Annotated in this window: 15 protein-coding genes; 6 read left to right on the top strand and 9 right to left on the bottom strand. The window is 43.8% G+C overall.

Annotated features, from left to right (window positions below; translation table 11 throughout):
* Window positions 1-2: 2 nt before the first annotated feature.
* Window positions 3-836, bottom strand: a complete 834-nt coding sequence (gene ppsR / locus AC6R16_RS02995; RefSeq protein WP_500673549.1) for a posphoenolpyruvate synthetase regulatory kinase/phosphorylase PpsR — start codon at window positions 834-836, stop codon at window positions 3-5.
* Between the two features lie 174 nt (window positions 837-1010).
* On the opposite strand from ppsR, the gene ppsA reads away from it, so the two are divergent.
* The gene (gene ppsA / locus AC6R16_RS03000; RefSeq protein ID WP_500673550.1) at window positions 1011-3380 is read left to right on the top strand and encodes a phosphoenolpyruvate synthase; all 2370 of its coding nucleotides are present in this window, start codon (window positions 1011-1013) and stop codon (window positions 3378-3380) included.
* A gap of 64 nt (window positions 3381-3444) precedes the next feature.
* Here the strand turns inward: ppsA and ompW are convergent, their stop codons facing one another.
* From ompW to AC6R16_RS03020, 4 genes are all read right to left on the bottom strand, one after another.
* A complete protein-coding gene (gene ompW, locus AC6R16_RS03005) occupies window positions 3445-4092 on the bottom strand; it encodes an outer membrane protein OmpW (protein ID WP_500673551.1) in 648 nt (215 codons plus the stop codon).
* Between the two features lie 237 nt (window positions 4093-4329).
* Entirely contained in the window at window positions 4330-5637 is a 1308-nt protein-coding gene (gene shyA, locus AC6R16_RS03010) for a peptidoglycan DD-endopeptidase ShyA (RefSeq protein ID WP_500641403.1), read from the bottom strand.
* Between the two features lie 150 nt (window positions 5638-5787).
* Complete coding sequence (locus tag AC6R16_RS03015; protein ID WP_004745615.1) at window positions 5788-6087, bottom strand: isoamylase early set domain-containing protein; 300 nt, start codon at window positions 6085-6087, stop codon at window positions 5788-5790.
* Window positions 6088-6204: 117 nt separating this feature from the next.
* Window positions 6205-6816: a hypothetical protein gene (locus AC6R16_RS03020; RefSeq protein WP_500673552.1), complete on the bottom strand. Its 612-nt coding sequence runs from the start codon at window positions 6814-6816 to the stop codon at window positions 6205-6207.
* 70 nt (window positions 6817-6886) lie between these two features.
* Between AC6R16_RS03020 and AC6R16_RS03025 the strand changes: the two genes are divergently transcribed.
* From AC6R16_RS03025 to AC6R16_RS03045, 5 genes are all read left to right on the top strand, one after another.
* Window positions 6887-7294, top strand: a complete 408-nt coding sequence (locus AC6R16_RS03025) for a GFA family protein (RefSeq protein WP_239853461.1) — start codon at window positions 6887-6889, stop codon at window positions 7292-7294.
* A 102-nt stretch (window positions 7295-7396) separates the two neighbouring features.
* Window positions 7397-8062: a YoaK family protein gene (locus tag AC6R16_RS03030; RefSeq protein WP_500673553.1), complete on the top strand. Its 666-nt coding sequence runs from the start codon at window positions 7397-7399 to the stop codon at window positions 8060-8062.
* Between the two features lie 237 nt (window positions 8063-8299).
* Window positions 8300-9670, top strand: a complete 1371-nt coding sequence (locus AC6R16_RS03035) for a YjiH family protein (RefSeq protein ID WP_500673554.1) — start codon at window positions 8300-8302, stop codon at window positions 9668-9670.
* Between the two features lie 166 nt (window positions 9671-9836).
* Entirely contained in the window at window positions 9837-10319 is a 483-nt protein-coding gene (locus AC6R16_RS03040) for a putative pterin-binding protein (protein WP_500673555.1), read from the top strand.
* Window positions 10303-11412, top strand: a complete 1110-nt coding sequence (locus AC6R16_RS03045) for a GGDEF domain-containing protein (protein WP_500673556.1) — start codon at window positions 10303-10305, stop codon at window positions 11410-11412. The genes AC6R16_RS03040 and AC6R16_RS03045 overlap by 17 nt, the downstream gene beginning before the upstream one ends.
* On the opposite strand, the gene AC6R16_RS03050 is transcribed toward AC6R16_RS03045, so the two are convergent.
* The 4 genes from AC6R16_RS03050 to pstC all read right to left on the bottom strand — a co-directional run bounded on the left by AC6R16_RS03050 (window position 11409) and on the right by pstC (window position 14341).
* Window positions 11409-11594, bottom strand: coding sequence for a CsgG/HfaB family protein (locus AC6R16_RS03050; RefSeq protein ID WP_500641408.1), 186 nt, complete (start codon window positions 11592-11594; stop codon window positions 11409-11411). The genes AC6R16_RS03045 and AC6R16_RS03050 overlap by 4 nt on opposite strands.
* 96 nt (window positions 11595-11690) lie before the next feature.
* Window positions 11691-12440 (bottom strand): phosphate ABC transporter ATP-binding protein PstB, encoded by a 750-nt coding sequence (gene pstB, locus AC6R16_RS03055; protein WP_069669129.1) that lies wholly within the window; start codon window positions 12438-12440, stop codon window positions 11691-11693.
* Window positions 12441-12497: 57 nt separating this feature from the next.
* Window positions 12498-13361 carry a phosphate ABC transporter permease PstA gene (gene pstA, locus AC6R16_RS03060; RefSeq protein WP_004745606.1) on the bottom strand — a complete coding sequence of 288 codons (864 nt, stop codon included), beginning with the start codon at window positions 13359-13361 and terminating at the stop codon, window positions 12498-12500.
* 50 nt (window positions 13362-13411) lie between these two features.
* Window positions 13412-14341, bottom strand: coding sequence for a phosphate ABC transporter permease subunit PstC (gene pstC / locus AC6R16_RS03065; protein WP_004745605.1), 930 nt, complete (start codon window positions 14339-14341; stop codon window positions 13412-13414).
* Window positions 14342-14411: the final 70 nt, after the last annotated feature.

Raw genomic sequence — 14411 nt, forward strand, 5'->3', positions numbered from 1 at the left:
ACCTATAAAAGCCTTCTTCTAAGTCCCGTTTTCTCTAGTACCCTAGTCGAAATCTCTTCGACCGATAAAGAAGAGGTATTGATGTAAGGAATCGCCTCACGACGAAACAAGGACTCTACCGTTTGAAGCTCGTGTAAACATTGCTCATTACTTGCATACTCACTACCCGCTAATCGGTTTTCTCGTATTTCTGTCAACCTTTCTGGATTGATAGTTAACCCAAATAGCTTGTGACGATGAATTTCAAATTCGGGCAAAAGCCTCATTCGCTTTAAGTCATCATCGATAAATGGGTAGTTGACCACGCGTAAACCAAACTGCATCGCCATATACAAGCTGGTTGGCGTCTTACCGCTTCGAGAAACCCCTAATAAGATGATGTCTGCCTCTTCCAGCCCCTTTAAGGTAATTCCATCGTCATGGGCCAAGGTATATTCAATCGCTGCAATTCGGTCAAAGTACTTATCAGAATCGCGCCCTACACTGCGCGAACGCTGTAACTTCGGCTTTGGCTGCATCTGAATATCATCTTGTACTTTCTGAACAATACTCTCTAACACATCATAACCATACGAGTTCGACTTGAGTAAACGTTGGCGAAATTCAGGAATAACAATTGAAAAAAACACCAACGGCTTTATGCCACTTCTTTGGTATGAAGTTTCGATTTCTTTTATCAGGTCAGATAATTTGTCTTCGCTTTCGATGAAAGGAAAGGTTTTCTCATTGGCTTTAAACGGGAATTGACCCAGAACAACGTGCCCTAATGTTTCACATGTTATAGCCGTTCCGTCAGAAACATAGAATACATCACGACTTTGAATATCAATTTGCATTTTTTTTTAAACTTTAAAATTCTTTTGAGTAGGATAGTAGCCATAATATCGACAATAAAACCCGGGTTGCTGTTACGGCCCCCACAGCTTTGAAAATTCCTTGTGAATTTTTTTAAGCTTTTACGTAATCGTTTGCCCAATCCCTACAAAGCTGCAATGTTTCTGGAGAAAGACATGCAAAAGAACACCCTCTGGTTCGATGGCCTATCCATGGAAGATGTCGACAAAGTCGGCGGTAAGAATGCCTCACTTGGTGAAATGGTTTCTAACCTATCCAATGCAGGCGTTTCAGTACCCAACGGTTTTGCGACCACTTCCTACGCGTTTAACCAGTTCCTAGATTTTGAAGGACTGGATGATCGCATTCACCAATTGCTGGATGAACTGGACGTTGATGATGTAGACGCTCTGCGTAAGACAGGTGCTACCATCCGTCAATGGGTTTTAGAAGCCCCCTTCCCTGCTGATCTAGAGCAGGATATACGTGAAAACTACCAAGAACTTATTGGCGGTAATGATGAGCTTTCAGTTGCTGTTCGTTCATCAGCCACCGCTGAAGACTTACCAGACGCTTCATTCGCTGGTCAGCAAGAGACTTTCCTTAATGTGAAAGGTATCGACGCTGTCCTTGAAGCAACAAAACACGTTTACGCGTCACTGTTTAACGACCGTGCGATTTCGTACCGTGTTCACCAAGGTTTTGACCATCGCGGGATCTCCCTTTCAGCGGGCATTCAACGCATGGTTCGCTCAGACAAAGCGTCTTCAGGTGTTATGTTCACCCTAGATACTGAGTCAGGCTTCGACCAAGTTGTATTTATTACTTCTTCGTGGGGCCTTGGCGAAATGGTTGTTCAAGGTGCAGTTAACCCTGACGAATTTTATGTCCACAAGCCGATGCTTGAAGCGGGTCACTACCCAATCGTTAAGAAGACCTTTGGTTCTAAACTGAGCAAAATGATCTACTCAACCAACCAAGAAATTGGCAAACAGGTAGACATCATTGATACCTCAGAGCAAGAGCGCCAAACGTTCTCTTTAAACGATGAAGAGATCAAAGAGCTAGCGAAGCAAGCAATGATCATCGAGAAGCACTACCAACGTCCTATGGATATTGAGTGGGCAAAAGATGGCATTGACGGCAAGCTGTACATTGTTCAAGCACGTCCAGAAACCGTTTGCTCTCAAAGCGAGCAAAATGTTATTGAGCGTTATGAACTAAACAATAAGGCTGACGTTCTTGTTGAAGGTCGTGCAATCGGTCAACGCATTGGTTCTGGCCCAGTCCGTTTAGTCGACTCGCTAGACCAAATGTCTTTGGTTCAAGATGGAGATGTACTTGTCACAGACATGACAGACCCAGACTGGGAACCTGTAATGAAGAAGGCATCTGCGATTGTGACTAACCGAGGCGGCCGTACCTGTCACGCTGCGATCATCGCCCGTGAGCTAGGCATCCCAGCGATCGTGGGTTGTGGCACTGCAACGACTAGCCTTCAAGATGGCGCGACCGTAACAGTCTCTTGTGCTGAAGGTGAAACCGGTTACGTTTATAAAGGTGAACTTGAGTTTGAAGTTAAGCGCTCTTCAGTCGACGAGCTGCCAATGCTGCCAACTAAAGTGATGATGAACGTAGGTAACCCAGATCGCGCCTTCGATTTCGCACAAATTCCTAACGAAGGTGTCGGCCTTGCGCGTTTAGAATTCATCATTAACAAGATGATTGGTATTCACCCGAAAGCGCTATTGAACTTTGATGAGCAAAGTGACGAGCTAAAAGCTGAAATCAGTCAGCGTATTCGTGGCTACAAAGACCCTATCGATTTCTACGTGAGCAAGCTGACAGAAGGGATTGCCACAATTGGTGCTGCATTCTGGCCTAAGCGTGTGATTGTTCGAATGTCAGACTTTAAGTCTAACGAGTACAGCAATCTAGTTGGTGGTAAGAGCTTCGAACCGCACGAAGAGAACCCTATGCTAGGTTTCCGTGGTGCATCGCGTTACATCTCGCCAGTATTTGAAGATTGTTTTGAACTTGAAACGCAAGCAATCAAACGCGTTCGCAATGAGATGGGTCTGAAAAACGTAGAGATTATGATCCCATTCGTTCGTACACCAAGCGAAGCAGCATCGGTTATTGACCTTCTTGCTAAGTTTGACCTACGCCGTGGCGACCAAGGCTTGAAAGTGATCATGATGTGCGAATTGCCATCGAATGCGGTACTCGCTGATGAGTTCCTAAAATACTTTGATGGCTTCTCTATTGGTTCAAACGACATGACTCAGCTGACGCTTGGCCTTGACCGTGACTCCGGTGATGTTGCCCATCTATTTGACGAGCGTAACCCAGCGGTGAAAGCCATGCTTCAAATGGCAATCGATGCGGCAACCAAAGCGGGTAAATACGTCGGTATCTGTGGACAAGGTCCATCGGATCATGACGACCTAGCTGAATGGTTAATGGCACAAGGTATCAGCTCAGTATCACTCAACCCTGATACGGTTATCGATACCTGGTTGAAGTTAGGTAACGTAAGTAAATAAGCTTGCTTGATATGAAGAAAGGCTTCCAATTGGAAGCCTTTTTTACTTTCTGGTTTAAGCTCGCTTAAAACTTGTAGCCACCACCGATCATAAATACCCAAGGGTCGATTTCGACTTTGGTCGAGTACTCTTGTCCACCAGCCTTATATTTCGCTGTCGTATCAATATCTGCATACCAAACTGAAGCATTTAAGAACCAGTCTTCATTGAGTTTATAATCCAAACCGATGTTTGCTGCTAAGCCCCATGAATCATCAAGTGATAAGTCACTTAAGCCAGCATTGGTTCCTGTACTATTTAGGCTCTCATCAAAGAAAACTGTATAGTTAATACCCGCACCTACATAAGGGCGAAAGTCACTGCCAGATTCACCGAAATAGTACTGAACCATAAATGTTGGCGGTAAATGCTTAGTTTCAGCAATGTCACCTAAGCCACCGTGATTGGTAGAAATTTTGTGCTTAAATGGTGTTGCAGCTAACACTTCAAAACTGATGCTATCAGTAAACATATAGCCTACTGTTAACCCAAGTTGGATATTAGAATCGACCGAAAACTTCGAGCCTGGATTGTCCAAAACATCACCGCTGCTTTCATTCGGTACCACTGCCGCTAAGCCACCACGTACAATAATATCACCCTCCTTATGAGCAAACGCATTTGCTGAAGCGAGTGTTGCTAGAACGGTTAGGCTTAAAAGTGTTTTTTTCATTTTGATTTCCTTTTGTAGGGTTTTGTTTTATTGATTGAAGGAATCATTGTTATTTGCGCCGCAAAGTAGCACATAAAAACCATACAAAATTGAGGGAAATCAATTTGTGAAATTTATTGAGTATGCAGTTACTTTTTTATCGAGACGATCACTAAAAGATGTAACATTGATGACATTTATGTAATGCAACTTTTATGTTCATCACGCACTAAAAAAGCTCCCGAAGGAGCTTTAAACTTAGCTAGTACTCGCACCACTCTGTTGCTTAGCGAGTTCGATTTCCCTTTGCTTGAGCATCTTATCCATATCATCTCGATGAGACTGAAATGATGCCATCTGTTTCTTCGGCACAGAGCTTGCCATGGGGATATTGGCTTTCATCGCATTGACAGGTCTACCACGGTCAATCAACTCATAGTGAATATGAGGGCCAGTGACACGCCCTGTCGCGCCCGATAAACCAATTCTCTGCCCGCGAGAAATCTTCTGCCCCTTACGCACCAAAATCTTACTCAGGTGAAGGTAACGCGTCTTGTAGCGGCTGCCATGTTGGATCACTACGTAGTTACCTGCATAAGGATGTTTACGCGTCATGATCACGACCCCATCACCCGTTGATACAATCGGCGTTCCCGTAGGGGTTGCCCAGTCTGTACCATTGTGAGGTGAAACACGTCCAGTTACCGGGTGCTTACGAGTCGGGTTGAAGTTGGAGCTTAGACGATATCGACCATTAACGGGTTTACGCTGGAAAGCCCGTTGCAGGCTGTCACCATTGTAGTCGTAATATTGCCCGTCACTATGTAGATAAGCAGATAGCACACGACCACGGTTATAGATTTTAATCGCTTGTATTTCTCGATTACCAGTAAGCTGATCTCCAACAAACTGGCGTGACTGAACCACTTCAAACTTATCGCCCGAGCGTAAATCTCGAGCAAAATTGATCTTATCTTTTAGTAGGCTAACCACTTGTTCAATTTCGCTCTTTCCTAAGCCAAGCGCATTGACTGACTGGGAGAAGCTGCCATTAATTTCCCCAACCATAGGGAATGATTTCCAAACACCAGGAATTTTAACGTCGGCAAACTCATAACTGCCATCTTCGAGTCGGCTATAGACCGCGCGTTCAACTAAGCTAAATTCAAGCTCCATTTTGCTTAAATTGCCCGTTTCTTCGTTACGCCAGAATCTCAATGTGTTTCCAGGTTTAAGGGTATCTAAAGCAAGGAAGTTAAGATCGGTTTCCATGATCTTCATGAGCTCGCTATAACCAAAACCTAACTGATCAAAGATCGTGCTTAGGTTATCGCCAGCTTGAATTACGTATTCGTAATCAGGAACGTCACGTACAACTTCATTGTCGAGTAAGAAATCGGATACAAGGGAAGACTCAGGAAGAGAAAGATCAATAGTGCGATGATACTTACCATGCTTAGGTACGCTAGAAATAACGACTGCAGCTAAGAGAGGTAAACTCACCACCATCATTTTTTTTGGTCTAGACAGCTGTTGGAAGCGGGTCTTCAGACTTCTAGTTAGCACAATTTGACCTATTACCTGATATAAACAAAGGCATAAGGTTACGAATTTATCTAGAAGTTGTCACCTGCGAAATGTCAGATTTAAACTAAAAAAGGCGCAGATTGCGCCTTTATTGGTCTAAATTAGCAGTTACTTCTAAAAGTATCGCTGCTATTGATAAGTCGACACTAGACCATTATCTTCACCAAATCCATTCGGTCGATACTGGTCTGCATTCGGATCATTGATCCATTTTTCTTTATCTACCAGATACCTAAATTCGAACTGACTATCTTTTGGCAAACGAGTCTTAAACTTGTAAGACTTCGATTTCGCCACTTTCTTCATTTCCGTTGGCTGCCAATCCAAAAAATCAGCAACGATAGCGACAGATTGACCTACTTCTTCCGCTGCAAGCTCAAAGGTAACTTCTACTTCATTTTTCGTTTTGAAAAAACGTTTATTGATCATAGTTTACTCCGTTAACGACAATTAAATTCCATCTCATAACTTGTTAGGTCAAATCATAAGCAATCTATCACACATACTCAATACTGAATTCAATGCGGATAACTTGGGTCTCTAAACCTATTGCTTTGCTAAGCTATCTTGCTCAGTTACCTTGAAAAGTATAGTGGTTAATTGAGAAGGTTCTTCTGACATTGCTTGATGTTCATCACGTTGTAAGAGTTTCACCGTCACTTGATTTTCATTGACAGAAATATCTTTGATTCGAACTCTATCTCCCAAAAATGCAGAGCCTTTTGTCACCATACGCTGCCGAAACTCATCGTATGTAGAACTGATTAAATAGTAAAACACGCCTGAACCTTGGTTACTTACTACTAATGGCGACACGTAGGTGGTCTCATTTACCTGCGTGATAAAGCGAGTTTCTATCGACACCTCACCACGCTCAGCCCCGTCTTCGTAGGTGCCTTTCACAATCTGTGGTTGCTCCATATCATCAATAAATGTAAAGGCACTACTTTCAGGTATTTTAATCGTCCAAGGATTGACCGTTTTAATCGAAAACAGGGATTGCATTACGCGATCTGACTGAGAGACTTGGCTAGGAAATTTGGCTAAAATTTCTTCATCAGTAAGACTGAACCGATAAACCCCTGCCACAGCAACTATGATTAGCAATACGATAGGAATCAAAAGGATAAGTGGGACAGGTAAAATGCGTTTTTTCATGTGAGTTAAGGTCTTATAAAAGCGATACGTTATTCGCCTCCATGTTAGCAGGACACTATTAGGAGTTAAAATGGAACATCAGAAGAAAATTCGAATCGCAGATTGTAGCTGTGGCCAAGTGAGCTTAGTTTGCCGAGGAGAACCCTCTCGTACTTCAGTTTGTCACTGTTTTGAGTGCCAAAAAAGAACGGGCAGTGTCTTTGGTGTACAAGCGCGATTCGAAAAAGAGCAAGTCTCTTTTAGCGGCGAGTTGATTGAGTACACGAGGATAAGTGACTCTGGCAATGAAGTGACCTATTCGTTTTGCCCTAAATGCAGCACAACGATGTTGCTCCGTCTACAAGCGGCACCTGATGTTATTGTTGTGCCCGTAGGCGTATTCAACGAACATGACTTACCCTCACCAAGCTTTTCAGTTTATGAAGAGAGGAAACATGGTTGGGTCAAATTTGATTGCCAAATGGAGCACTACGATTAGATCTTCTCGACTCATTGTCTCGGATCAATGTTCCCGGTATTTTTCTCCTACCGAACTCAGCATACTCGCTCTATAATTGCGCCCTAATCTAAGGAGTCAACTTTGATCACCAAACTCCCTCGCTGGGTAGAATATGGCGCTTTTCTACTCGCTTTACTCGCTGGCACCGTCAACGCAATCGGTCTGCTCGGCTTCCAGCACCAAGCCGTTTCACACATATCTGGTACAGTCACTCTCTTAGGCACGTCAATCGAAGCCCTCAATACGCAAACAGGCCATCTGTTTCTGATCCTGTTTAGCTTCCTATTTGGCGCGATTCTCAGTGGGCTCTTTATAGAGAGTACAGCACTGAAATTAGGCCGACGATATGGCATTGCCTTGTGCGTTGAAGGCTTTTTGTTGCTTGGAGCTTATTGGCTGCTTGATAACAACTACCTTGCCGGACAGTACTTAGCTTCTGCAGCTTGTGGATTACAAAACGCCATGATCACGACATTTAGTGGCGCTATTGTTCGCACTACGCATATGACAGGGATCATTACTGATCTTGGATTAATGATCGGAGCAAAGTTACGGGGAGAGAGCTTTGACTATCGTAAAGCTAAACTGTTTATGTTTATTTTCTGCGGATTTTTATTCGGTGGTATCGTTGGCGCAAGGGCATTTTCAATCTACTCAATAGCTGCTCTTTTAATACCTGTAGCTTTAGCGTTCCTACTTGCGCTCACGTACTGGCGCTTCCTTTCAAACCATACTGCACACAAATAATGTGCCACTGCACTTGAAACACACACACAAACAATTTAACATTCTCGACACATTTAACCACTAAATTATAAATATTCGACGCTTTATCTTGAATATTTAGCGATATTTATTGAATAGTATTGCAAGGATGCATAAAAGCCATTAATCTTGCGCCAATTTGATAATATATGGACGTTTAGTGAATATATATGCCACCCGATGGCTATACTATTTATCTAGTTGTAACTCGAGAAACGTATGCAAAACAGCGCTCAATCAACCGAACAGCCAAAAAGTAAAGGCAACTTTTGGATGTTCTTTATCCCTTCCTTGATCGGTTTGTTCCTTTTTATGGCTCCGATCAGTTACGAAGGTGATATTACTATCCCTGTCGCAGTACTAGCGAAATCTATCCAAGCTATTTTTGGCGACCACCTAGTTGGCATGGTGACAGCGATCATCGCCTTTATGGCTATTGCGTCTGCCTTGTGCCGTATCAAAACGCCAGCTTTTATTGCTAATAGCGAATTCTTAAACGGATTGTTCAATCCAAGCCCACTATGGTTAGCGGTACGTTTGATTGGTGGTGCAGCCGTTGTTATGACCTTCTTCCAAGTAGGTCCAAATGCGGTATGGGAAGAAAATACTGGCGGCTTAGTGCTAGAAGGACTACTACCGACGCTATTCTCTGTATTCATCTTTGCTGGTTTGTTGCTGCCACTACTATTGAACTTTGGCCTACTGGAACTATTTGGCACTTTGCTGAGTAAAATCATGCGCCCGGTATTCAACTTACCAGGACGCAGCGCTATTGACTGTATGGCTTCATGGTTAGGTGATGGCTCAGTAGGTATCCTTCTGACAAGTAAGCAGTACGAAAACAAATTCTATACCCAGCGCGAGGCAGCAGTCGTTGGTACTACCTTCTCTGCGGTATCGATTACATTCAGCCTTGTCGTAATCGCACAAGTTGAGTTGGAGCATCTGTTCCTGCCGTTCTATGGTGCGATTTGCCTAGCTGGCTTAGTCGCAGCAATCATCATTCCACGACTTCCTCCGTTGAGCTTTAAGAAGAACACCTTTATCGATGGTTCTGAACCTGCTAAGGATGCCGATGCCATTCCTCAAGGGCATACCGCGTTCTCATGGGGCATGGACCTAGCACTTAAGAAAGCAGCTCAGGTGAAGTCGGTTAAAGGCGTGTTTGGCGAAGGCGTACGTAACGCAGTTGACATGGTGTTTGGCGTGCTTCCTGTCGTTATGGGTCTAGGTACGATTGCCCTTGTGATTGCAGAATACACATCTGTTTTCAGCATTCTCGGTCAGCCTTTCATCCCATTCCTTGAATTGCTTGGTGTCCCAGAAGCGGCAGCAGCATCTGAAACCATCGTTGTTGGCTTTGCGGATATGTTTATCCCAGCGATCTTAGCGGCGTCAATTGATAACGAAATGACACGTTTTGTTATTGCAGCAATGTCGGTAACACAGCTTATCTACATGTCCGAGGTTGGGGCTCTGCTTCTAGGTAGCCGTATTCCAGTAAACATTTTTGAGCTGTTCGCAATATTTATCTTGCGTACCTTGATTACCCTGCCAGTGATTGCGGGTGTTGCTCACCTAATATTCTAAAGTAAACAGACTAAGCCCCTTCGGGGGCTTTTTTGTACCTAGTAAACAACCTCTACCACTAATTGGTTAGCCAATATTCTCCTTAGGAATTAAAATTCCCTTAACAATCATCTCATCATATAATTAATGATACATTACATAATAACCTTAGTTACAAGGAGTGCTTATGAGGTGGACGCTGGTATTTGTATCACTGTTATTGAACTTTCAAGCAATAGCTTCTCAACTGGTTATTCGAGTTGGCGATGAGCAAGCAGTTCATCTATCTTATGCTGATATTACAACCAAACTCTCCCCTGCCTCATTTACCACTAAGCTGCCTTGGTACGCCAACACCAATAAGTACACAGGTTTTAAAGTCTCTGAGTTATTGCAGTATCTTTCAATAAATGATGCTTTCTCCGTCTCTTTCATCGCCCTCAATGATTACGCAGCCAGCTCTCAAATTGAGGATATTTTAAAGTATGAGCCTATAATTGCATATAAGATGAACGATAAAAAGATGAAGGTCCGAAATAAAGGCCCGTATTGGCTGGTCTTTAACTTAGATGAAAACCCAGAGATCGATAACGCTGTTTTTCATTCGCAAATGGTATGGCAAATCGATGAGATAATGGTACATAGAAAACAAGATGTGGAAAATAAATAACGATAATGACCCATCCACCCTACTAAAACGAGCAAAGTACCTGCTGCTGTTGCTCAGTGTTATATTGATTGCTGCCAACCTTTACTTCCTTTCGGCTACTCGGCAACATGCGCATTCATATAGTGAGCAGCAAAATCAGGCCACTTGGTTCCTCCTACAGCTTACCAAAGAGTTTACTGAGCTCAATACCATCACTCCATTTGCCGCCGATGGCCAGAATTATCGCGATAAAGTCCTGCTAAAGTATGAATTGACTTGGTCTCGTTTCGATTTGCTTCTTACCAGTGGAGAAGCTGATTCTTTTATCTCACTACCAGGAGCGCGAGAGTTTTTTCTGACTTTATTTAATCATTTTCAGTCACTGGAGCCTAAACTGGAGCAGCTAAAAACTAAAGAGCAAGCACAATTGCTAGGAAGAGAACTTGATGCTGTTTACCGTTCAATGGTTAAGTATGTAAACACCAATTTCCGTGTTAAAAGCCCGCTATATGAACACCAACAGCGTGCAGCTAACGATTTAAATCAGTTCCAGCTGACCTCAATGCTCTTACTGATCGTTTGTGTTGTACTTGTCACGTTCATTTTACACAAAGAATCCGAATACCATCGTCAGCAATCTTTAACTGACTCTCTCACCGGCATTGCCAATCGCTTGGCATTGTTCAATGACCTAAAATGGCGAGTACATAACGACTATCCTTTCCATCTATTCCTGCTCGACCTAAATGCGTTTAAAGCCGTCAATGATCAGTATGGTCACCAAGCTGGTGATCGCGTACTGAAAGCTTTTGCTGAACGCTTAAGTAGCCTAGATACTCAATGCTATCGAATTGGAGGGGACGAATTTGCGATTATCAATGATAAGATCGCTGTGAATGAGCTGCATTCTATTACCGAAGCAATACACAACCAAATGAGAGCGTCCATAATAGTCACAGATGGCTGTGTGATTCATATTGGTACCAGCATTGGCAGTGCGCGATTCCCAGAAGATGCAGATGAGATCAACGACCTAATGCAACTCGCCGATAATAAAATGTATGTAGAGAAGCACACTGCACGTAGAATCAAGATATCTGAAACTATAGGTTAAAGTACTTGGTGAGTTTGCCTTGCGTATTTCTGCAATACCTCATGCTTAACGTCCTTGTCGCTTTGCGGTTGCCATATACCTCGCCCAATACCACCGACGATCATATGGATTACTGCCGCATCAATTGCTGACATCACGGCGACATTAACAGGTTCATTGTTGCCAACTAATACAGTTAACATGCTAAACCTAAAGCACCGGATACAAAAAAGCCCCTCACGAAGAGGGGCAAAGTACCATCGCTTATAGTTATAATTTTGTCTTGCCAGTATTCGATATCAACCAAAGTCACCGTTCACATAACCACGAGTTCGGTCGTCTTGAGGATCGCTAAATATCACTTGGGTATCATTGTGTTCAACCAATTCTCCCATTAAGAAAAAAGCGGTACGGTCTGAGATACGGCGTGCTTGCTGCATAGAATGCGTCACGATAACGATCGTATAGTTCTTTTTCAGCTCTTCCATCAGCTCTTCGATCTTATGCGTTGCGATTGGGTCAAGCGCTGATGTCGGCTCATCCATCAAGATGACATCAGGCTCCATCGCGATTGTGCGCGCAATACATAAACGCTGCTGTTGGCCACCAGACAAACCAAATGCGTGAGATTTCAAACGGTCTTTAACTTCATCCCAAAGCGCTGCGCCACGTAGAGATTGCTCTACAACTTGGTCGATGTGTTTTTTATCTTTAATGCCTTGAGCTCGTAGACCATATGCTACGTTCTCGTAGATGCTCATTGGGAACGGGTTTGGCTTTTGGAACACCATGCCCACTTTAATGCGCAGATCTGCGACATCAATGTTGCCATAGATATCATCGCCATCCATATCTAGGCGACCGGTGATTTTTACGCCTTCAATCAGGTCGTTCATGCGGTTCAAGCAACGCAATAGTGTTGACTTACCACAACCAGATGGACCGATCAGCGCCGTGACTTGACGCTCTGGTACTGGCAGGTTGATTGATTTCAGTGCTTGGTTTTCGCCGTAAAATAGATCTAGATTTTCAATATCAAATTTGTTCATTGTCTTAATCTCTTAAATTCTGTAATTCGTGTCTAACTATGCTGACTAGGGCTAGGTTTAGTAGGTGGCTTTATTAAAGCGGCTAGCGATAAATTTGGTTGTCATATTGATCAATAAGACCACGACAATCAGCACTGTTGCTGTACCGTATGCTTGATTCCACTCTTCAATAGTGAACAGCTCGGTAGTTAGCTTATAAAGGTGAACAGTTAGTGTACGTCCTGAGTCGAGAAGAGAATCTGGAACTCGCGCAACCATACCTGCTGTTAGGAACACAGGTGCGGATTCACCAATTACACGACCAATACTTAGAATGACCGAAGTTAAGATACCTGGTGTCGCGCTCGGTAGAATAAGACGCCAGATAGTATAGATTTTTGAAGAGCCTAGTGCATATGAGCCTTCACGATATGTTTGTGGTACTGCCATCAACGCCTCTTCCGTCGTACGGATAATGACTGGCAGAATAAGAATACTCAGAGTTAAAGCACCCGATAGAATCGAGAAGCCAAGACCAAGAATCGCCACGAAGAAGGTCATACCAAATAGACCAAAGATAATCGATGGAATACCGGCCAATGACTCTGTACAGAAACGAATAACCTTAACTAATCGGCTGCCCACCTTCGCATACTCAGTAAGGTAGATGGCCGTCATAATGCCGAGTGGCGCCGCAACCGCGATCGATGCGATAACCATGTATATGGTCGATACGATCATCGGGAAAATACCCTTTTCTTCGCCGGTCGCGGTGTAGTTATCGGTAATGAACGCCCAGTCCACATGCTGGAGGCCATTGGAAAGAATGTACCAGATAATCCAGAACAGGAATCCAACCGTTAGCGCCGCAGCAGCCCAAATGAAGGCATTTAGGATATTGTCTTTGGTCTGACGAGCTTTCTTAAGTTTTGCTGTATCCATTTGCGAGGCCTTTGTCTTATTAGGTGATTGATTTACTTGAGACATAGTCGTTACTTCGCTTTTTCACGGTTAAGGTAAAGCAGAACCGCATTCAGAGACATAATAAACACCAGCAGAACAACACCGGTTGCGTAGAGTGCGTTCGCGTGGACACCACTTGCGTAAGACATTTCAATCGCAATGTTCGCTGTTAGAGTACGTGCAGAGTCAAGGATACCCTCAGGCATCGCTGGCGCATTACCCATAACCATGATGATTGCCATGGTTTCACCCAGCGCGCGGCCGATACCCAAAATCACACCTGTCATGATACCGCTTCGAGCAGCAGGCACTAACAGTTTGAAGATAGTAAAGATCTTCGAAGCACCTAGTGCCAATGAGCCTTCTTTATAGGTTCTTGGTACTGCGCGAATCGACGTTTCAGATACCGTGATAACCGTTGGAAGAATCATCACACCTAGCACGATGATACCCGCTAGAATCGTGTTACCAGCCGGAACATTGAAGATATTTTGAATCAGAGGAACGATGATTACCAAACCGAAGAAGCCGTAAACGACCGAAGGGATACCCGCCAACAGCTCTACCGCAGGGCGAATAATGTCAGCAACACGTTTAGGCGCGATTTCAGCAATATAAATCGCCGTTAGAACGCCAACTGGGACACCAACCACAACCGCACCTAAGGTGGATACCACAGAGGCAACGATCATAGTAGCAACGCCGTAAAGCGCTGGTGGTAGCCAATCTTGGCCGAGGACGATGCCAGAAACGCCCGCTTCTTGGAACGCAGGGATACTTTCTTTAACAATGAAGTAAGCGATAACCGCTAGAGAGACAATACCGATAACCGCACTGGTTAAAAACAGGCCGTGGAAGATTCTTTCTTTCCAATCTACACGTTTTTGGGCACGCAGACCTGACTTGTTTAGTTGAGTCGCTTCAGTATTCATAAGCTTTTCACTATTTGCGATGGTCATATGAAAATCTCACAGTTCGAGCTGCAAAGCAGAGTCGAAATGGATTGAAAACGCTCAGCCCGAAAAGGTG

Source organism: Vibrio sp. R10-SG3-ISO10 (genome assembly GCF_059834185.1).

Coding starts and splice junctions, on each gene's coding strand:
- pstB (WP_069669129.1), bottom strand. CDS start 12,440: ATGAACAAATTTGATATTGAAAATCTAGATCTATTTTACGGCGAAAAC.
- pstC (WP_004745605.1), bottom strand. CDS start 14,341: ATGACCATCGCAAATAGTGAAAAGCTTATGAATACTGAAGCGACTCAA.
- AC6R16_RS03050 (WP_500641408.1), bottom strand. CDS start 11,594: ATGTTAACTGTATTAGTTGGCAACAATGAACCTGTTAATGTCGCCGTG.
- AC6R16_RS03015 (WP_004745615.1), bottom strand. CDS start 6,087: ATGATCAATAAACGTTTTTTCAAAACGAAAAATGAAGTAGAAGTTACC.
- AC6R16_RS03045 (WP_500673556.1), top strand. CDS start 10,303: ATGTGGAAAATAAATAACGATAATGACCCATCCACCCTACTAAAACGA.
- ompW (WP_500673551.1), bottom strand. CDS start 4,092: ATGAAAAAAACACTTTTAAGCCTAACCGTTCTAGCAACACTCGCTTCA.
- AC6R16_RS03035 (WP_500673554.1), top strand. CDS start 8,300: ATGCAAAACAGCGCTCAATCAACCGAACAGCCAAAAAGTAAAGGCAAC.
- AC6R16_RS03040 (WP_500673555.1), top strand. CDS start 9,837: ATGAGGTGGACGCTGGTATTTGTATCACTGTTATTGAACTTTCAAGCA.
- AC6R16_RS03025 (WP_239853461.1), top strand. CDS start 6,887: ATGGAACATCAGAAGAAAATTCGAATCGCAGATTGTAGCTGTGGCCAA.
- ppsR (WP_500673549.1), bottom strand. CDS start 836: ATGCAAATTGATATTCAAAGTCGTGATGTATTCTATGTTTCTGACGGA.
- ppsA (WP_500673550.1), top strand. CDS start 1,011: ATGCAAAAGAACACCCTCTGGTTCGATGGCCTATCCATGGAAGATGTC.
- pstA (WP_004745606.1), bottom strand. CDS start 13,361: ATGGATACAGCAAAACTTAAGAAAGCTCGTCAGACCAAAGACAATATC.
- AC6R16_RS03020 (WP_500673552.1), bottom strand. CDS start 6,816: ATGAAAAAACGCATTTTACCTGTCCCACTTATCCTTTTGATTCCTATC.